The 18,161-nt window shown below is 70.1% G+C and carries 19 protein-coding genes and 1 pseudogene; 12 read left to right on the top strand and 8 right to left on the bottom strand.

Annotation, left to right across the window (positions count from 1 at the left end; translation table 11 throughout):
* The first annotated feature begins 22 nt into the window (after window positions 1–22).
* The 4 genes from ACIF83_RS18945 (at window position 23) to ACIF83_RS18960 (ending at window position 2,806) form a co-directional block, all read left to right on the top strand.
* Window positions 23–382 carry a hypothetical protein gene (locus tag ACIF83_RS18945; protein WP_393479368.1) on the top strand — a complete coding sequence of 120 codons (360 nt, stop codon included), beginning with the start codon at window positions 23–25 and terminating at the stop codon, window positions 380–382.
* Window positions 379–1,239 (top strand): hypothetical protein, encoded by an 861-nt coding sequence (locus tag ACIF83_RS18950; protein WP_399728179.1) that lies wholly within the window; start codon window positions 379–381, stop codon window positions 1,237–1,239. The genes ACIF83_RS18945 and ACIF83_RS18950 overlap by 4 nt, the downstream gene beginning before the upstream one ends.
* Window positions 1,240–1,549: 310 nt before the next feature.
* Window positions 1,550–1,696, top strand: coding sequence for a hypothetical protein (locus ACIF83_RS18955; protein ID WP_398140685.1), 147 nt, complete (start codon window positions 1,550–1,552; stop codon window positions 1,694–1,696).
* A gap of 21 nt (window positions 1,697–1,717) precedes the next feature.
* Window positions 1,718–2,806 (top strand): glutamate--cysteine ligase, encoded by a 1,089-nt coding sequence (locus ACIF83_RS18960; protein WP_398140686.1) that lies wholly within the window; start codon window positions 1,718–1,720, stop codon window positions 2,804–2,806.
* A 126-nt stretch (window positions 2,807–2,932) separates the two neighbouring features.
* Here the strand turns inward: ACIF83_RS18960 and ACIF83_RS18965 are convergent, their stop codons facing one another.
* Window positions 2,933–3,301 carry a low affinity iron permease family protein gene (locus ACIF83_RS18965; protein WP_393479360.1) on the bottom strand — a complete coding sequence of 123 codons (369 nt, stop codon included), beginning with the start codon at window positions 3,299–3,301 and terminating at the stop codon, window positions 2,933–2,935.
* A gap of 123 nt (window positions 3,302–3,424) precedes the next feature.
* Window positions 3,425–3,670 (bottom strand): annotated as a pseudogene (locus ACIF83_RS18970) (uracil-DNA glycosylase family protein); the annotation flags it as partial.
* Window positions 3,671–4,072: 402 nt separating this feature from the next.
* Between ACIF83_RS18970 and ACIF83_RS18975 the strand changes: the two are divergent.
* On the top strand, window positions 4,073–4,405 hold the full coding sequence (locus ACIF83_RS18975) for an STAS domain-containing protein (RefSeq protein WP_399728803.1): 333 nt from the start codon (window positions 4,073–4,075) through the stop codon (window positions 4,403–4,405).
* 30 nt (window positions 4,406–4,435) lie between these two features.
* Window positions 4,436–4,921 carry an ATP-binding protein gene (locus tag ACIF83_RS18980; RefSeq protein ID WP_398140687.1) on the top strand — a complete coding sequence of 162 codons (486 nt, stop codon included), beginning with the start codon at window positions 4,436–4,438 and terminating at the stop codon, window positions 4,919–4,921.
* Here ACIF83_RS18980 and ACIF83_RS18985 read toward each other — a convergent pair.
* The gene (locus ACIF83_RS18985) at window positions 4,854–5,768 is read right to left on the bottom strand and encodes a SigB/SigF/SigG family RNA polymerase sigma factor (RefSeq protein WP_398140688.1); all 915 of its coding nucleotides are present in this window, start codon (window positions 5,766–5,768) and stop codon (window positions 4,854–4,856) included. The genes ACIF83_RS18980 and ACIF83_RS18985 overlap by 68 nt on opposite strands.
* Before the next feature lie 130 nt (window positions 5,769–5,898).
* Between ACIF83_RS18985 and ACIF83_RS18990 the strand changes: the two genes are divergently transcribed.
* Together ACIF83_RS18990 and ACIF83_RS18995 are read left to right on the top strand one after the other, a co-directional pair.
* The gene (locus ACIF83_RS18990) at window positions 5,899–6,351 is read left to right on the top strand and encodes an ATP-binding protein (RefSeq protein WP_398140689.1); all 453 of its coding nucleotides are present in this window, start codon (window positions 5,899–5,901) and stop codon (window positions 6,349–6,351) included.
* Between the two features lie 76 nt (window positions 6,352–6,427).
* Window positions 6,428–9,388 (top strand): HAMP domain-containing protein, encoded by a 2,961-nt coding sequence (locus ACIF83_RS18995; RefSeq protein ID WP_399728186.1) that lies wholly within the window; start codon window positions 6,428–6,430, stop codon window positions 9,386–9,388.
* Between the two features lie 76 nt (window positions 9,389–9,464).
* Here ACIF83_RS18995 and ACIF83_RS19000 read toward each other — a convergent pair whose 3' ends face one another.
* Window positions 9,465–11,735 (bottom strand): SpoIIE family protein phosphatase, encoded by a 2,271-nt coding sequence (locus ACIF83_RS19000; RefSeq protein ID WP_399728189.1) that lies wholly within the window; start codon window positions 11,733–11,735, stop codon window positions 9,465–9,467.
* 273 nt (window positions 11,736–12,008) lie between these two features.
* Between ACIF83_RS19000 and ACIF83_RS19005 the strand changes: the two genes are divergently transcribed.
* Window positions 12,009–13,034 (top strand): cation diffusion facilitator family transporter, encoded by a 1,026-nt coding sequence (locus ACIF83_RS19005; RefSeq protein ID WP_393479346.1) that lies wholly within the window; start codon window positions 12,009–12,011, stop codon window positions 13,032–13,034.
* On the opposite strand, the gene ACIF83_RS19010 is transcribed toward ACIF83_RS19005, so the two are convergent.
* Both ACIF83_RS19010 and ACIF83_RS19015 read right to left on the bottom strand, forming a co-directional pair.
* Window positions 12,954–13,529 (bottom strand): DUF6328 family protein, encoded by a 576-nt coding sequence (locus ACIF83_RS19010; protein ID WP_393479344.1) that lies wholly within the window; start codon window positions 13,527–13,529, stop codon window positions 12,954–12,956. The two genes, ACIF83_RS19005 and ACIF83_RS19010, sit on opposite strands and share 81 nt — an antisense overlap.
* Window positions 13,453–14,184: a sigma-70 family RNA polymerase sigma factor gene (locus tag ACIF83_RS19015; protein WP_399728193.1), complete on the bottom strand. Its 732-nt coding sequence runs from the start codon at window positions 14,182–14,184 to the stop codon at window positions 13,453–13,455. The genes ACIF83_RS19010 and ACIF83_RS19015 overlap by 77 nt, the downstream gene beginning before the upstream one ends.
* A gap of 258 nt (window positions 14,185–14,442) precedes the next feature.
* On the opposite strand from ACIF83_RS19015, the gene ACIF83_RS19020 reads away from it, so the two are divergent.
* Window positions 14,443–14,616, top strand: a complete 174-nt coding sequence (locus ACIF83_RS19020; RefSeq protein ID WP_393479339.1) for a CsbD family protein — start codon at window positions 14,443–14,445, stop codon at window positions 14,614–14,616.
* Window positions 14,617–14,801: 185 nt separating this feature from the next.
* On the opposite strand, the gene deoC is transcribed toward ACIF83_RS19020, so the two are convergent.
* Window positions 14,802–15,563, bottom strand: coding sequence for a deoxyribose-phosphate aldolase (gene deoC / locus ACIF83_RS19025; RefSeq protein ID WP_399728196.1), 762 nt, complete (start codon window positions 15,561–15,563; stop codon window positions 14,802–14,804).
* A gap of 129 nt (window positions 15,564–15,692) precedes the next feature.
* Between deoC and ACIF83_RS19030 the strand changes: the two genes are divergently transcribed.
* Together ACIF83_RS19030 and ACIF83_RS19035 are read left to right on the top strand one after the other, a co-directional pair.
* Window positions 15,693–16,454, top strand: coding sequence for a GntR family transcriptional regulator (locus tag ACIF83_RS19030; protein ID WP_399728199.1), 762 nt, complete (start codon window positions 15,693–15,695; stop codon window positions 16,452–16,454).
* Window positions 16,455–16,617: 163 nt separating this feature from the next.
* Window positions 16,618–16,962, top strand: coding sequence for a GNAT family N-acetyltransferase (locus ACIF83_RS19035; protein ID WP_399728806.1), 345 nt, complete (start codon window positions 16,618–16,620; stop codon window positions 16,960–16,962).
* Here the strand turns inward: ACIF83_RS19035 and denD are convergent.
* Window positions 16,935–17,945: a D-erythronate dehydrogenase gene (denD, locus tag ACIF83_RS19040; RefSeq protein WP_398140695.1), complete on the bottom strand. Its 1,011-nt coding sequence runs from the start codon at window positions 17,943–17,945 to the stop codon at window positions 16,935–16,937. The two genes, ACIF83_RS19035 and denD, sit on opposite strands and share 28 nt — an antisense overlap.
* Window positions 17,946–18,161: the final 216 nt, after the last annotated feature.

Here is an 18,161-nt window from a genome sequence, read left to right on the forward strand (position 1 = left end):
TCCAGAAGCGACAAGGGGCAGCATGGAACCTCGGGGGGATGTCGCGGCATGGTGTGAGGCCCTCCCTCTCCTGCGCCGTCTCGCCGCGGCGCAGGGCCGCGCGGACGAAGTCACGGAGCTGGTGCACCGTATGCGGACGGATACCGACGTGTTGGCACAACTCGACGAGCTGGGACGGGAGTTCGGGATCCCGGCCGTCGGCGCCAGGTCGGTCGTCGGGGTGCCCGGGGTGGCTCCCGGGGTGCCGGTCGACGGACTGTTCGTCTGTCCCGCAGGGCGGTGCGACCGGGACTGGGTACGGGCGCCGGGTGTGGCGACGCCCGAATGCCACCTGTTCGAGGAGCCGTTGGCGCGGGCGACGCCGGAGCGGCGCGCTCGGTGAACTCCTTCCTCAACGAGCTCGCCAAGCAACTGGCCGGCAAGTGGGTCTCCCTCCTCGTCGTGCCAGGCGCTCTCTTCGTCTCCTGCGTTGCGGTGGGCCGACGGATGCATTCCGGGTCGTGGCCCGGCGACGAACACTTCGTGACGGCAGTCCAGCAGGGCAGGGCCTCGGGTGGCCAACTCGCCGCCGCCGCTCTGGGCGCCGTACTGCTGTCGGCCTGGGCGGGGCTGCTGGCGCAGGGCGCTGGGAGGGCCGTTCACTGGCTGTGGCTCGGCCAGTGGCCCGGACGTACGGGCGAGGCACTGACCGGTCGACGCCGTCGCCGCTGGGGTCGCGCCCAGGAGCGCTATGAACAGGCTTACCGCCAGGGTCAGTCGGACGAGGTCCTGGCCCAGTTGGCGTACCGACGCAATCGCATCGCGCTGGCCCCTCCGACGAGGCCGACTCACATGGGTGACAGCATCGCGGCGCTGAGCACCCGCGTCCGGATCGAGTACGGTCTCGACCTCGAACACGGCTGGCCACGGCTGTGGTTGGTGCTGCCCGAGGAAGCCCGGGCGGTACTGGACGAGCGCAGGGATGCGTTCAACAGGTCGGCCACGGTCGCTGGTTGGGGAGTTCTCTACACCCTCGCCGGAGCCGTCTGGTGGCCCCTCGGTCTTGCAGGACTGGGAACGCTCCTCACGGCCGTCGTCCGGGGCCGGTCGGCCGTCGACAACCTGTCTCAGCTGATGGAGTCGGCCGTCGACCTCCATGGAGCGAGCCTCGCCACCTCGCTCGGCATCCCCGCCCCGGACGGCCGCGTCACACCGGAGATCGGGCGCGAGGTGACTCGGGTGGTGCGTAAGGGGGCGTGACGGGCGGCCGACGACAACCCCGACCGCCGGGAGAAGCGCGGCGCGAACACGGGCCGACGACGCCCTCCGCATCGGGCCCCTGATGCACGTACGCGCGTACTGTGGGTACTCGCGAGGTTGTCCTCCTCGCCATCGACGTCGGCGGCGACAGTCCAGGGCGGAGAACCAGTTCTGGGACGTGATTACGATGGGTTGCTCACACCAGGACCACACGGAGCGCACCGCAGTGGGCGCCCACCTGACCTGCGAAGATCTCCACATCAAGATCAGCTGTTTGCGTTGGGAGATCCACCAGCTGCAAGAAGCCGTCGTGTCACACGCTGTGATCGACCAGGCGATCGGCGTGGTCATGACCGTCGGCGGGCTCCGTCCCGACCAGGGCATCGAAGTCCTCATCCCCCCGCCAGTCGGCGGCCGAGCCGCGGTCCCATGGCACGGCAAGCTCACGATGGCCTGAGCAGCAGGAGGGCGGTATCAGGTGCGTACCGTGGGAGTGGAGGAGGAACTCCTCCTGGTCGACCCCGACAGCGGGGAGCCGAGGGCGGTGTCGGCCGCCGTAGTTGCCCGTGCCGCCGAGGACGATCCCGGACAGGACGTCTTCGAGAAGGAGCTGTTCGGGCAGATGCTGGAGTTCGCCACGCAGCCGCAGTCGGAGATGGTGGACCTCGGCGCCGAGATCGTGCGCTGCCGCAAGGAGGCGGCACGGCACGCCGGCGAGATCGGATGCGCGGTCGCCGCACTCGCCACCTCCCCGTTGCCGGTCAGCCCGTCGATCACTGTGAACGAGCGCTACCAGTGGATGGCCGAGCGGTACGGGATCGCCAGCCGGGGCCAACTGGCCTGCGGCTGTCATGTGCATGTGTCGGTGGAGTCCGACGAGGAGGGCGTCGCCGTTCTCGACCGGATCCGGCCCTGGCTGCCCGTGCTCTGTGCGATCAGCGCCAACTCTCCGTACTGGCAGGGTCTCGACACCGGCTACGACAGCTACCGCAGCCGGGTCTGGGGGCGCTGGCCGTCGGCCGGGCCGGCCGAGCTGTTCGGGTCCGCAGAGCGGTACCACCGGCTGGTGGCGGACATGGTGGCCACCGGAGTCATCCTGGACGAGGCGATGGCGTACTTCGACGCCCGTCTGTGCGCGCACTTTCCGACGGTGGAGATCCGGGTGGCGGACGTGTGCCTGTGCGCGGACACCGCCGTGCTCGTCGCCACGCTGGTCCGGGCCTTGGTGGAGACCGCCGCGCGCGACTGGCGGGCGGGCAGGGCACCGCTCGACCACAGCGTCAGCCTGCTGCGGCTGGCCGCCTGGCAGGCCGCCCGGTCGGGCCTGGGGCAGGATCTCCTCGACCCCACGACCATGCGGCCCCGACCCGCCGCGGACGTGGTGCGCTCGTTGCTGGAACACACCGGGGATGCGCTGATCGAGAGCGGCGACGCGGCCCGCGTCGAAAGGGCCGTCACCGAGCTGCTGAGCCGGGGGAACGGCGCCCGCGAACAGCGGGTGCTCATGGAGCGCACAGGCAGCCTTCAGGGTGTCGTCACCGAGTGCGTCCAGCGCACCCTGGCGTGAGGGACTCGGTGAGAGGATCAGTACGCCGAAGCCCTCGACGTCGGGACGCTCCGGCATGCCTGCCTCCCGGAGCGGGCACTGGCGCTCCCACCGCTTCCCCACGCGGCCGTTCTGCGGATCCTCTCGTCAGATCTCCTCTTCCATACGGATGGCAGCCCTGAGGTCCTCGTGCGCCTTGCCCGGCGCGCCCTCCTGCACTTCGAGCAGGGCCGCGGCGATGGCGTCCAGCTTGCGCTGGATGGCGCGCTCGGCCCGTAGCTCCGAGTTCTTCAGCAGGGCGAGCAGGAGCAGCGTCACGGCCGTCATGGAGTCCCCGACGAGCACCTGCCACTCCGTGCCCATCCCGACGGCATGGACGATCACCATCCATGCGACCAGCGCCAGGCACAGCAGGAAGAACAGAGGGGAGCTGGTGAACAACGACGCGCCCTCCGCGAACCGTTCGAACCACCGGCGCCGGTCGCCGCCCCGGTCAGCGGGATGCGGGAAGGTCATTGACTCTCACCTCTCCCCGGGCTCGCCCGTCGCCGTCCGCGCGGACGTCCGCGACCAGTCGCAGGTCGGCGACGGGGTCGTCGTACACGTCCGTGTGGTCGTCGACGCGGAGGACTGCGGTTGGGTGAATGGTCGCCACCAGCCCGCCTTGTGGATACGACGTCTACGGCCTTCGCAGACCGTGAACTTGAAGTGCTCGCGGGGCCGACGAACGGACCGCCCTGCCGGCCCTCCTGGTCCCCGGGGTTGCTCGCCGAGGAGCAGGACGTATGCGTCCGTGTCGCCTTCACCGAACACGGTCTGGGTCGCCTCCCGGTGCAGCGGGCAGCCCCGGCACAGCGCGGCCGCCTTCCGTCTCGTTCCCCGGATCCGGCGCCGTCGTGGCGCCCCGGCGTCGGTGTCACGGCGGTCGCGGAAGTCGCCTCGTTGGCCGGGGCACCGTCACCGCGCGCACGCCTCCCGGGTACCCCAGACCGTGCGCCTCACCACGCGTGCACACCTCGCGCTCACGCATCGGCGAACACCGAAGTCACCGGGCACAACCTGGCCCCTTCCTCGACTACTACCGCACCGGGGTCCTGCCGCTGCTGCGCGGCTGATGGACGCACGGCGAGGTGGATATCGAGTAACAATGTGGGCATATGCCCCTTACAGGGCATCCTGCCCGTTCCCGGGTGCAGGGAGGAGGCGTGCGTGGGCGTGGACGCTGAAGAGCGGGCAACGAACCATCACGCGACGGGCTCAGGCCGGCGCGATCGGCTCGTCGTGGAGGTGCGGCCCGAGGCCCGGACGGACACGGTTGTACTGGTCATGACCGGAGAGGTGGACCACGACTCGGCAGGGCCCCTGAAGGAGGCCTTGGAAGAGGGAATCGGAGCACGGCGGATCATCGCCGACTGCTCGGGACTGCGGTTCTGCGACTCGACCGGGCTGAACGTCCTGCTCAAGGCCCGACTGCGCATGCTGAACCACGGAGGACGCCTGGATCTCGCCGGGCTGCACCCGCCGGTGGACCGCATGTTCGAGATCACCGGCGCTCACAACATCTTCCGGGTGTTCCAGGACGTCGAGACGGCACTCACGGACGGCGAGGCGGGCACGTGACGCGCGGCGGTCGGAGCCGACGGAGGGATCATGACGACGACAGGCGCCGACCACGAGCAGGTCAGACGACTCGTCCTGCGCGGCACAAGCGGGGCGGTGACCCGCTGCCGTGACTTCACCGCGGCGGCGTTGACCGACTGGGGCTGGCTGCCGGCCGCCACTCCGGAGGCACGCGAACAGGTCGAGGATGTTCTGCTGCTGGTGTCGGAGGTGGTCACCAACGCGTGTCTGCACGCCGGAGGCCCGGAGGAACTGGTCCTCCGGTACGCCGGCGAACGGCTGCGCATCGAGGTGTCCGACGCGAGCGCCGAGCATCCGCATGCTCAGACTCCGCGTTCGCCCGCGCTTCCCGGTGGACACGGCCTGATGATCTTCGACCGGCTGGCCCGCACGTGGGGATCCGAGGCGAAGCCGGATCACGCTCGCGGCAAGGTCGTATGGGTGGAGGTCACCCGCCGGCCCGAGCGGAAGTCTCTTCGGGCGCGGTCGGCTCGTCGTCGACCAAGCCCGCTCTGAGTTCACCGAGGATCCGCTTGAGCAGACGCGAGATGTGCATCTGCGACAGTCCGAGACGCTCACCGATCTCCGCCTGGGTGAGCTCCTCGCCGAAGCGCAACGACAGCACGAGGCGATCCCGTTCGTCCAGTCGCGCGATCAGCGGCTTCAGCGACTCGAGGTTCTCGACGAGTTCGTACGACGGCTCCGATGTGGCCAGATGGCGCGTCACGAGACGCAGCGCCTCGGCGTCGTCGTCCTCGACCGGCGCGTCCAGGGACCGGGCGGCATACCCGTTGGCAGCGCGTTCGCCCTCGGCCACACACTCCTCGGTGACATGCAGTTGAGCGGCGAGTTCGCCGCGGCTGGGTCGGTGCCCGAGGCGCTGCTCCAGACGGTCGGCGGACTTCGCCATCTCGATCCGCAGTTCCTGGAGCCGTCGGGGAACCCGCACGGCCCAGGTCGTATCACGGAAGAACCGCTTCATCTCGCCGACGATCGTCGGCAGGGCGAACGCCGAGAACTCGACGTCGCGGTCGACGTCGAACCGGTTGATCGCCTTGATCAGACCGATCGTCCCGACCTGGACGATGTCCTCCGCCGAGTCGGCATGGTCTCTGAACCGCCGGGCGGCGAACTTGACGAGACTGAGATTCAGTTCGACCAGGGTGTTGCGCACATAGGAGTACTCGGGGGTGCCCTCCTCGAGTTCACTCAGGCGGAGGAAGAGGGCCACGGAGAGCGACTGCGCGTCATCCGTCGAGACCAGGGTCGGCCGCGTGATCTCGGGCAGTCCGGCAAGGGCCTCGCGGCGCATGACGGCGCCCGTGTCGTGGGCAGAGGTTGCGGAAGTCTGGACGGTGGACATGAGGTTCCTTCGACGGTGGCGGTGGGCCTGCGCCTCGGTGAACGCGGCGGGGTCCGTCGTTCGAGCGTCCTGTACTCATTCTTCCCCTATCAGGTGGTTTGATGCGGCATGTGCCGGAAAGGCGCAGCGCGTGGCCAGGACCACGGAGCAGCCGACCGGCGACCGCTCGTTGCGCTACGAACTCCCGGCGGAACCTGGAGTGGTCGCCCAATGCCGTGCCCTCACGCAGCGGGCGCTGCTCAAGTGGTTCGGATCCGCCGGCCGACCCGGCCGGAAAGCCGCCGACGACGCCGTGCTGCTGGTGTCGGAGGTGGCCACGAACGCCTGCACGCACGGGGGCGGTCCGTCCGCGCTGCACCTCACCGCAACCGATCGGGCACTGTGGGTGCAGATCAGCGACACCAGCCCGGCGGCTCCTCGTCCGCGCGGCCGGCACAGCGCCTCTCGCACCTCGGGGCACGGGCTGTATCTCGTCCAGCGGCTCGCGGCGCGCTGGGGGTGCGTACCCGGCTCTCACGGCGGCAAGACGGTCTGGTTCGAGGTGGACATCGTCCCGGAAGCTGGAGCGCCGGACCGGTCCTAGAGTGGAAACACGGTGCGTGGCCACCCCGGAGTCAGGCCTGTTTGCCCACGTGTCGCGCGCTCGTACGAGGTGCTCCATGGCGAAGCGCAGAGCAGCACGCCTCGGCGCGGCCCCGGCCGCCGTCGGCTCGGATGACGACGGCCTGCTTCGACTGCTCGCCGGGCTCACCGCGGTACGGGACGGAGATCTCTCCGTCCAGCTCCCCGAGGATGCCGCCGGAACCCTCGGCGACATCGCCATGGTCTACAACGACATGGTCGACCGGCTCTCCCTGCTCACTTCCGAGGTCACTCGGGTCGCCGGACAAGTGGGGGACGAGGGGGTGCTCGGCAGCCGCGTGCACGAACCGCGGACGAGCGGGGCCTGGCATGAGCTCACCACCGGCGTCAACGCGATGGCGGACAACCTCACTCTGCAGGTGCGTTCCATCGCCCATGTGGCGACCGCCGTCGCCCGCGGCGATCTCACGCAGAAGATCCGGGTGGACGCACGCGGCGAGATCCTGGAGCTCAAGGAGACGATCAACACCATGGTCGACCGGCTGTCGTCGTTCGCGGAGGAAGTCACCCGCGTGGCGCGTGAGGTCGGTACGGACGGCAAGCTGGGCGGTCAGGCCAGGGTCCGCGGGGTGTCCGGGACCTGGAAGGACCTCACCGACAACGTCAACTTCATGGCCGACAACCTGACCAACCAGGTTCGTAACATCGCCCAGGTCACCACCTCCGTCGCACAGGGCGACCTGACCAGCCGCATCGACGTCGCCGCACGCGGCGAGATCCTCGAACTCAAGACCACGATCAACACCATGGTGGACCGGCTGTCGTCGTTCGCCGCCGAGGTGACGCGCGTGGCACGCGAAGTGGGAACGGAGGGGAAGCTCGGCGGCCAGGCCACGGTCCACGGGGTGTCCGGGACCTGGAAGGACCTCACCGACAACGTCAACGAACTCGCCGGCAACCTGACCCGGCAGGTCCGGGCCATCGCGGAAGTCACGAGTGCCGTGGCCGAGGGGGATCTCACCCGATCCATCACCGTCGACGCCCCCGGTGAGGTGGGCGAACTGCGCGACAACATCAACGCCATGGTCGAGTCGCTGCGCGCGACGACCCGGGCCAACCAGGAGCAGGACTGGCTGCAGACGAATCTGGCCCGGATCACCGGGCTGCTCCAGGGCACCCGCAGCGTGCCCGAGATAGCCCAGCTGATCATGACGGAAGTACCGCCGCTGGTCTCGGCCCAGTACGGCGCCTTCTTCGTCGTCGAAGAGGGCGAGCACGGCCCCGAGCTGGTCATGGCGGCCGGGTACGGGCTCGCCGAGCCGCCCGAGTCGGGCACGCCACGCCGGTTCCGCTTCGGCCAGGGCCTCGTGGGCCAGGCCGCCCGCGACAGACGGGCCCTCCTCGTCGACACGGTGCCGCCGGGGTACGCCACCATCTCCTCCGCCGTCGGGTCGGCGGAGCCCACGGCACTCGTCGTGCTGCCCATCGTGGTCGAGGACCTGGTGCTCGGCGCCGTCGAGCTCGCCGCCCTCCACAGCTTCACCGCCCTGCACCGCGACTTCCTCGACCGGTTCGTCGTGAGCGCCGGAGCCGTGCTCAGCTCGCTGGTGGCCAATCTGCGCACCGACGCGCTGCTCGCCCAGTCGAGGAATCTCGCCGACGAACTCCGTTCCAAGACGAAGGAGTTGCAGGCCCGGCAGCAGGAGCTCCAGCGGTCCAACGCGGAACTGCAGGAGCAGGCCGCCCTCCTCGCCGAACGCAACAAGGACATCGAGTCGAAGAACCGGGTCATCGAGCAGGCCCGGCAGGAACTGGAGGAACGCGCCCAGCAGTTGTCCCGTACCTCAAGGTACAAGTCCGAGTTCCTGGCCAACATGAGTCATGAACTGCGGACACCGCTGAACAGCCTGCTCACCCTGGCCCGTCTCCTCGCCCAGAACCCCGCGGGCAACCTGACGAAGAAGCAGGTCAACTACGCGGAGGTCATTCACTCGGCCGGTTCCGATCTGCTCCAGCTGATCAACGACATCCTGGATCTGTCCAAGGTGGAAGCGGGCAAGATGGACGTCCGGCACGAGCCCTTCCTCGTGTCGCATCTTCTGGAGCACCTGACGGCGGCGTTCGGTCCCGTGGCGAGCGAACGTGGGCTCGACTTCACCGTCTCGGTGGCGCGGGAGGTACCCGAGTCCCTCACCACCGACGAGGCGCGGCTGCGTCAGGTACTGGGCAACCTGCTCTCCAATGCACTGAAGTTCACCGACGAAGGAAGCGTCACGCTGAGCGTCGAACCTGCCGACGCCGCCGAGACGCCCACCGATCTGTGCGGTGCCGCACCGGTACTCGCCTTCCGCGTCACCGACACCGGAATCGGCATTGCCCCCGAACGCCTCCGGCACATCTTCGAGGCCTTCCAGCAGGGCGACGGCACCACTGCGCGCCGCTACGGCGGCACCGGACTCGGTCTCTCCATCAGCCGGGAGGTCGCCACGCTCATCGGCGGCGCCATCGGGGTCGAGAGCGCACCGGGGCGCGGCAGCCGCTTCACGTTGTACCTCCCCGTGCGCACGGAGCCAACCGCGCCGGCGGCGCCTGCCACGGGTGAGGACGCTCAGCCGCTGGAGCACATGCTCCCGGAGCCTTCCGCTCCCGGAGCCCTTGCGGCAGAGTCCGGTGCGGCCGTGCTGGTCGTGGACGACGACCAGCGCAACGTCTTCGCTCTCACAGAGGTCCTGAAGACCCATGGGCTGCGCGTCGTGACCGCCGACGGCGGACGCCGGGCCATAGAACTGCTGACCGAAAGCGACGACATCGAGCTCGTGCTGATGGACGTCATGATGGCCGGGATGGACGGGTACGAGGCGATCGAGAAGATCCGCAGGCTCCCGGGCCGCGCGAACCTCCCGATCATCGTGGTCACCGCGAAGGCGATGCCCGGCGATCGTGCCGGCGCTCTGGCGGCCGGCGCCGACGGCTACCTGGCCAAGCCGATCGACGAGACGGAGCTGCTCACCATGATCCATCAGCGACTGGCGAAGTGACGGCTACCGGGCCAGGCCGGTCCCCGCTTTCCAAGCCCGCCAGCGAGGCGGGTCGCGTCCCCGCTCCGGTTCGCGGTCACTGCACCCCGACGGCGACGATGCATGTGTCGTCGTCGGTGTCCCCCATGGCCAGGCCGAGCAGTCCGTCGACCAGCGGCCCCAGCTGCCCGCCGGTCGCAAGTTCGTCCACCGCGGCGACGAGGCGGGCGAGCCCCTGGCCCAGCCCGTCGTGCCGCCGCTCGATCAGGCCGTCCGTGTACAGCAGCAGCGTGTCCCCCGGCCGCAGCGCGATGTGACGCTCCGCATAGCGGAACGACGGGACCGCGCCGAGCAGGATGTCCTCAGGGGTCTCCAACAGCCGCGCGCGACCGTCCCGGAGCAGCAGGAGGGGGAGGTGCCCGGCGCTCGACCAGACGAGGTCCCGCGCGTCCGGGTCGTACAGGGCGCACACCGCTGTCGCGCTGGTCCCGTCGCCGGTGCGCAGCGTGACCTCGTTGAGCCACCCCATCAGCTGCCCGGGCGGCCCGCCGGTGAAGGCGAGCGCCCGTTGGGCGTTGCGCAGCGCGACCATGCCGGTGACGGAGTCGATTCCGTGCCCGGCGATGTCACCGACGGCCACCAGCAGCTTGCCGTCCGGCAGCGGCACCACGTCGTACCAGTCGCCGCCGACCTGGTACTCCTTCGTCGCCGGACGGTATCGAGCGGCGACCACCAGGCCCCCGGGCAGTTCCTGGGGGGCGGGGGCCTCGGGAACGATGGCCTGCTGGAGCTGGAGAGCGAGTCGGTGCCGTAGCTCCGCCTGGTCGCGGACCACGGTCAGGCTGTCGAACGTCGCGCTGAGCGCGAGTTCCGTGCGATGGATCACCGACTCGTCCTGGTACACCCCGACGAAACCGGTGACCGTCTTCCCGTCGAGCAGCGGCTCCGCCGCCACCCGTACATGCCGCACCGATCCGTCCGGGCGCACGATCCGCAGCACGGACTGAGCCCCCGTCCTGGCGTCCACGAGCGAGCGCAGCAGTTCCGTGAGGGCGCCGTCGTCCCCTCGGTGGATCCGTCCGCGCAGCGCCAGTAGGGGCACCGGGGCGTCGTCCCGTCCCATCCCGAAGATGTCGTAGGCCTGCTCGGACCACACGGTCTCGCCGCTGGTCAGGCTGTCCCTGAAGGTGGCGACGCTCTGCAGCCGGGAAACGGCACGACCGGTCGCGAGGGCGGAGTCGGTCACGGTGTTCCACAGGAGTACGTACCGAGCGTCTCCGGCCGGCAGGACCCGGACATCGAGCAGCGGTGCGGGCGCCCCGTGCGGCTCCGCGCGGGCGATCGCCGGCAGCCGGACGGCCTTCTGCGGACGGCGGCTCTGCCGGGCCCGCCGGACCAGCCGGCCGAGGGACTGGTGGGTCAGCGGGAAGACTCGCGACAGGTGCCTGTCGCCTGGCGAGAGCGCTCCCCCGAGGGCGACGACGGCCTCCCCGTTGACGTGTTCGACCATCACGGCCCCGGTGGCGTCGCTCGTCTGCAGCAATGCCGCCGGCTGGGTGAGAGCGTCGAGAAGGTCGACCATCACAGGCACGGCCGGCATGGGGCTGTCCGGGTGGTCCAGGATGGTTATCGCCATGCCCATCAAGTCGGTGACAGCGCGCCGGAGCGAGGCGTCGAACGGTGTGGGACCAGGCCAGCCGACCAGGGCCAGGCCGACCGTCTCCCCCTGACGCCTCAGGGGCAGCAGGGCCCTGGCGGCATCCGCCCGTACTCCGGGCATCGGGCAGCCTTCGGCCGGACCGCTCTCCAGCCACAGGGGAAGGCCGCCATCAAGGGCGGTGCGAAACGGCTCGGGGCAGGCCGGCGGGATCCAGCGCCAGGCCGCGGCCTCCGAGGCCCCGACCCCGGCGTGCCCGGCAAGGCTCAGGCTGCCGGACCCGGCCGACCGCCACAGCCACAGGCTGTCCGCCCCGAGCGGGCCGAGGGCGCCCTCGAGCAGCGTCCGGGCCGCGTCCCCGACGCCGTCCGTCGCCTCGGCGGCCGCGGCGGTGCGGCGCTGGTGGCGAGCCTGGAGCGGCGGGACCGGACTCGGGACGACAGGCCGGTCGCCCGGCGCCGCGACCGAGTTCACGACGTCCGCGGCGAGATCCGCGGGCGACAGTCCGGTCGCCCGGGCCAGTACGTCGAGGTGCGCGGCCGCGTCTGCGAGGGAGACCCCGAGCTGGGCGGCGAGAACGCCCGTGGCCAGATCGATCAGATGGCGGCGCGCGTAGTCGGCCCGGAGCCGCTCGATCTCCGCGGCCAGGCCGGTGAATCCGGAATCGGCCCAGTCGGCGGATGCCCCGGCGGGCCCCCCAGAAATGGTCAAGGCAACCTCCGTTCCGCCGTCACGCGGGCGTCCCGGAACATGCAATCGTACGTCTCCGGATTTTACCCGCCCGTCCTGCCACCGAGGCCCTCCGCTGCCCCGCATGAACGGCGCGCACCGGGGCAGTCGCCGATGAGAGGCAGACGCCGGGGCCTCGGCCGCCGGTGTCGGATCCTCGCCGGAGCGGAGGGCGGGAACTCCGCCCGGTCACCGTCGCGTCCCTGGAACGACGCGGGACGCGAAGACCGCACGGCAGGCTGGAGGGCAGCGCCGGTGACGCGCACGGACGGGCAGCCCGATCGGGGCTCCACGGCCCGGGACGTGCGCACTCGGGTCACCGTCCTGGTCGCTCTCGCAGCCAACCTCGTGATCGCCGCGGCCAAAGCGTTCGCCGGGCTCATGGCCGGGTCCCCCGCGCTGCTCTCGGAGGCGGCGCACTCGGTCGCGGACAGCCTGAACGAGGTGTTCCTGCTCATCGCGGTACGCCGCAGCAGGCGCCCCGCCGACGACCGTCATCCGTTCGGCTACGGCAAGGAGCGCTACTTCTGGGCGCTGCTGGCCGCGGTCGGGATCTTCGTCATGGGCGGCTGTTTCTCGGTGTACCAGGGCGTCCAGGCCCTGCGAGTGGACCAACAGGAGTCGTTGAAGGGCTACCTGGCGGGGCTGGCGGTGCTCGGGGTGGCACTGCTGGCCGAGGGTGGTTCCCTGGTCCGCGCCCTGTACCAGGCGCGTCGGCACCGGGAGGGATCGGCCGACCCGGCTCTGCGCACGGTGATCGCGGAGGACTCGACGGCCGTGGCCGGTGTGCTCCTCGCGGCGGGCGGTATCGCGCTCCACCTGGCGACCGGCCAGGTGGCTTGGGAGGCGGGCGCGTCCATGGGGATCGGCCTCCTCCTGGTGTGCGTGGCCTATCGGTTGGCCCAGGAGACACGGGACCAGCTGATCGGCGAGGCGGTCGACACGGAACTGCGCGACCGGATCGGTGACTTCCTCGCGTCGCAGGACGAGATCGACAGGGTCGCGGCACTGCTGACGATGCGACTGGGACTGGACTCCGTACTGGTCGCCGCTCGCGTCGATCTCGCCCCGGGGCTCGACAGCGAGGAGGTCGAGCTGGTCTGTGTCCGGATCAAGAGGCGGATCAGCGGCGAGTGGCCGCAGGCCGAGCATGTGTTCCTGGACATCATCGAGGCGCCGGGCCCCGAGGAGCGCCCGGCCTCATCGGCTGTCACCGCCCCTGTCGCGGGTGGCCGGCTCTCCCGCGTCCTCGGTCGCGGTGGCGCGAGCCCGGGCCCATAGCGGTACGGCGAACCAGCACAGCACGAACCAGAGGAGCATCGCGGTGACGATCCAGTCCGCCACCGCGCCCAGATGTGCCACCCGAAGGATCAGCAGAAGGGCACTCGCCATCGTGCACAACAGCAGGAGCAGACCCGTCATGGCCAGCCGTGCGGCCCAGTCCACGGTCTGCGGCTTGAGATGCCGACCGGCCAGGCTGCGATGCACCGCGACCGGCCCGATGAGAGCGCCGGTCGCGGCCGCTCCGAAGACCACCGTCACCAGATAGATGGTCCGTTCGGCGTCCGACAGAGTGGTGAAACGGACTTGGAATACCACAGTGAGCAGGAAGCCGAAGAGGATCTGGACGCCGGTCTGAGCCACTCGCAGTTCCTGGAGCAGCTCGCTCCACCGCCGGTCCGCCCTCTCCTCCTCGGTCTCATGGCGACCCCGTGCAACGGAATCCGTGTGTCGCTCCACCACGTTCCCTCCGAAATCCCCGCGTCGTGCACCCATCCAGGATGCGCCGGTCCCGATCGGACAGCGCTCCGATCAACGGTCGCACCGACTCTCGGTCCACCACGGTCTCCAGGCCCGGGTCCGGTCCTCCGAGCGTGTCCGCCAACGTCGTTCCACCGCCGGCTCCGCCCGCCGCCGGCTCGACGTCCAGTGACAGCACCGCGTACGCGTTCCGGGCCGACAGCCCCTCGCGTACCTCGTCCGCCCCCAGGTGGGTACGCGCGGCGATCTCGGCGTCCGAGAACTCACCACCCGACCGGGCGATCTCCTGACAGACCATGGTGACCCGCCGGCGCAGCTCCTGGGTGCGGCGCGGCACCCGCAGTACCCACGCATGGTCCCTGAAGTGCTTGCGCAACTCGCCCGTGATGGTCGGTACCGCGTAGCTCGGGAACGCCGCTCCGCGATCCGGGTCGAACCCGTCCACCGCCTTCACCAGGGCGAGCGCGGCGACCTGGCGCAGGTCCTCGAGAGATTCGCCCCGGTCGCGGTAGCGCGTGGCGATCCGGTGAGCCATCGGCAGCCAGGCCCTCACCACCTCGTCCCGCAGCCCCTCCCGTCGGGGCCCCTCCGGAAGGGTTCTCAGTAGGTGGAAGTCCGCCACGGTGTCGGGGGCGTCGTCATGCGGATGCCGTACGCGGGTCACGCTCATCACCTGTTCCGGTAGCTGGTCACACCGTCATCGGGCGAGAAGCGGGAGCGCCTACGGCCAGTTCCTCCCGGTGGCCGCTGTGGGCAGGTGGCGGTGGTACCTCAGCAGGACAACCCGGCGACTGCCCACGCATGCGCCGGGAGAAACCGAGAGAGCCGTCGACGCCGCTCAGCGGTCTCGTGCGCGTTTTCCCACCGCACACGGGTACCCGAAGGGGGCGGACAACGACACCGCACTCGGTTAGGAGAGTGAACGACAATGGCCGGAAACGAGAAGGCCAAGGCCAAGGTGGAGCAGACCAAGGGCAAGGCCAAGGAGTCGGTCGGCCGCGCGCTCGGGAATGAGCGGATGACGGCCGAGGGGCAGATGGAGAAGTCGAAGGGCGATGCGCGCCAGGCGAAGGAGAAGGTGAAGGACGTCTTCAAGCACTGACGTGCCGCGCTCGGAGCGGGGTTCTTTTCCTACACCACGGGGATCCCGCTCTGCGTTTTGCATGACGCACCGAATTTTCCATGACGCACCGAATTCAGGTGCCTCTCGGCGTCGCGACTCCGCGCACGTACGGGCCGACGCTCCCCTCGGCGATCCAGGCTCTTCAGGGCACTCCGTCGGCGAACTCAGTAGTCGCCCATCAGGCTGTCGGCTGCGCTCGTGGCAGCCGGCTTGCCGTTGCGGCGGCCTTCCAGGTCGTCGAGGATCGCCGCGGTGGCCGTCGCGCCGAAGCGAGTCGCACCGAGTCGGTGGAGTTCAAGGAGAGCGTCCAGGGTGCGAACACCGCCCGCGGCCTTGACCCGCACACCGGAGGACACGGTGCGGCGCATCAGGGCGATGTCCGCGGCCGTCGCCCCGCCGGGGGCGAACCCGGTGCTGGTCTTCACGAATACCGCGCCCGCGTTCTCGGCGGCCCTGTATCCGGCGGTCTTCTGCTGGTCGTCGAGGTAGGCGTTCTCGAAGATCACCTTCACGAGGCGGCCTTCGGCGGCTTCGACGACGGCGGCGATCTCGTCCTGGACGAACGCGGCGTCACCGTCGCGCAGGCGACCGATGTTGATCACCATGTCGATCTCCTCCGCCCCCAGGGAGATCAGCTCGGTGGCCTCGAAGATCTTCGCTCGCGTGGTGCTGCTGCCGTGCGGGAAGCCCACGACCGTGCCGACGGCGACCTCGCTGCCACGGAGCGCGTCGACCGCCATCGGGACGTCGGCGGGCCGAACACACACCGATGCCGTGCGGTGCTCAAGTGCGGTCGCCAGACCGTCCTGGACTTCGGCCAGGCTCAGTTCGGGTCGCAGCAGCGAGTGGTCGATCATCTTCGCCACTTCGTCGCGCGAGGGCAGGGGCCCTTCCCAGCGCGGGACGTCGATCGAGGCCACGGACATGGCGCTCTCCTTCAGGGTTGCCTCGGGTAGGCTGTATATACAGCCTATACAGCGTCGGTGACGGTGTCGACCGGCATCACACTGGTATCTGCCGACCCACCCGTTCCACCAAGGAGGAACACACCCGCCATGGCCGCGACGCAACCGCTGTACGAGCGCATCGAGAAGCAGCTGCGCCGACGTCTCGAAGCCGCTGCCGACGGCGACCCGTTCCCCTCCGAAGCTCGCGTCGCGGAGGAGTTCGGTGTCTCCCGGATGACAGCGCGGGCCGCCCTGGTCCGGCTGGAACGCGACGGCCTGCTGGAACGAGTGCCCGGGCGGGGCAGCTTCGTGCGTCAGGCTCCTGCGGCCCGTCCCGTCGGCACCCTGCTGAGCTTCCACGATCAGGCTCTGGCCGGCGGCCGGACGCCACGCTCCCGAGTCCTGGAGGCCGCGGTACGCCCCGCCTCCCCGCAGGAATCCACCTCCCTCTACCCGGCCGACACCACGCAACCCGCGTCCGTGGTCGCCATCAGCCGCGTCCGGTACTTCGACGACCTGCCCGTGGCCATCGAACACGCCGCGTTCCCCGCCACCCTCGACGCGCTGCTCACCGCCGATCTGGAGACCGGCTCACTGCACCAGACCCTGCGCCGCCTCGGACTGCATCCGACCCTCGGCTCCTCCGTCCTCTCCGCACGCACAGCCGACCAGGACGCACCCGAACTCGACGTCGACCCCACCACGCCGATGCTCGTAGAGACCCGCTCGATCGTCGACCAGCACGGCAACCCCCTCGAATTCACGGTCAGCTCCTACGTCGCCCACCGCTACGCACTCAAGGTCGACTTCTCCGTGGCCGCGCCCAGCAGCTCCTCGCACCCGACCGCAGCAGCGCCCGCAACACCGTGAGGCTGCTCCCCTGACGCCCTGTTGCCACGACCCCGGCCCGCTCGAACCGGTGCCGAACTCATCAGGCGGGCAACAGCCCCAATGCCGGCGCCGATGATGCCGGTTCATCCATGCGGGGCACTTGGCTGCGCTGCTGTCTGGCGAAGGTCTGGCGCCCGGCCAGGTGAACGTCGCGTACGGCCTCTCCCCGTCCTGGCGGGGGCGTGGCCTGGCTACCCGCGCGGTCCCATTGGCCTGCCGGTACGCGGCTGGTGAAGGCGGGGTGAAGGCGATGATCCAGGTGGAGCCGGAGAATCCCGCGTCTGCCGTCCTCGGCGGGCAGGGTTCACCCTTGCCCGGCAGACGCACAGCACGGACGGCACACGCTTCGACTGGTACCTCCGGGACCTGCGTTCCGCCGGCCAGTGAACTTTGCGTGGACCAGGCACGTCGACACCGAGGCTCGCGGCGGCGCAGCGACCCGAGCATCTCGGCCCGAACTCAACCGCCTTGGACTGCGTCCGGGTGATCGGCAAGGTAATCCTCCACGATTGAAAGGAAGTTCGGGTCGGGTTCCAGACCGAGTGCGGCGGCGCGTCTGTTGTCGAAGGCAGCGGGCCACGAGGCAACGATGGCCTCGATGGCTGGGTCAGGATTCACGGTCACCAGGTCGGCGACGGCATCGCCGGCCACCTGCCGCAGCGTGGCGAGCATCTCGGCGACCGTGACCGTGAGCGCGGGAAGATTGACAGGCACTTGTCCTACGAGCCGCCCCGGCCCGACGCCGCGCTCGGCCTCCGCGATGCGGAGGATTCCCTGGACGGTCCGTCGCGGTGAGGCGAGGGCCACGTGCAGGTCGGGCCGGACCGGGCAGGTGGCCGGAAGTCCGGCGAGCGGCTCGCGGACGATACCGGAAAGGAAGCCGGAGGCGGCCGCGTTGGGGCGGCCCGGGCGCACCGCGACGGTCATCAGGCGGGCGACGCGTCCGTCGAGGAAACCGCGGCGCGTGCAGTCCGCGATCAGGTGCTCGCAGATGAGCTTCTGCGTTCCGTAACTCGACCGCGGCATGGGCATGGACGACTCGCTGACCACTGCAGGCAGGGGCAGCTCAGGGCTCGAACCGTAGACGGCAAGGCTGCTGGCGAACACCACACGGGGCGTCGGCCCGCCGGCTGCCGCCTGCGCCCGGGCAGCGTCGAGCAGGGCACGGGTGGTGTCCACGTTGGCGCGCATGCCGAGGCCGAAGTCGGCCTCGCACTCGGCCGACACCGCGGCGGCGAGATGGAACAGCACATCAACCGGCTCCGCGAACACCTCGTCGAGGCGGTCGATCAGGTCGCCGTGTACTACGTCCACGAGCGGGTCCGTCGCCGCCGGGAAGTCGGGCTGCACGATGCGATCGGCGAGCACCAGCCGGGTTGTCGGTGCGCCACGAAACGTGCGTGTCTGCAGCAGTGTGGCGGCCAGTCGGCGTCCCAGGAAGCCGAAGGCGCCCGTGATCACGACCCTCACTCATCTTCTCCTCGCGTGCGTGCGGGAGGGGCGTGGCACTGTCCGGTGCAGCGTCACCCTTGCGTACGTCGGCTCCGGAGCAGCCGCAACGCCGTCCGTCGATCCCACGGCTGGGACCCCGTCCGACAGCGACGGCGAACTACCCACGCCGACACATCCACCAAACGCCCGACCAGCCGGACACGGCCGCCGCACGAACTGAGCGCGGCGGCCATG

The organism is Streptomyces sp. NPDC085866, from assembly GCF_044541035.1.
Lineage (GTDB): Bacteria > Actinomycetota > Actinomycetes > Streptomycetales > Streptomycetaceae > Streptomyces.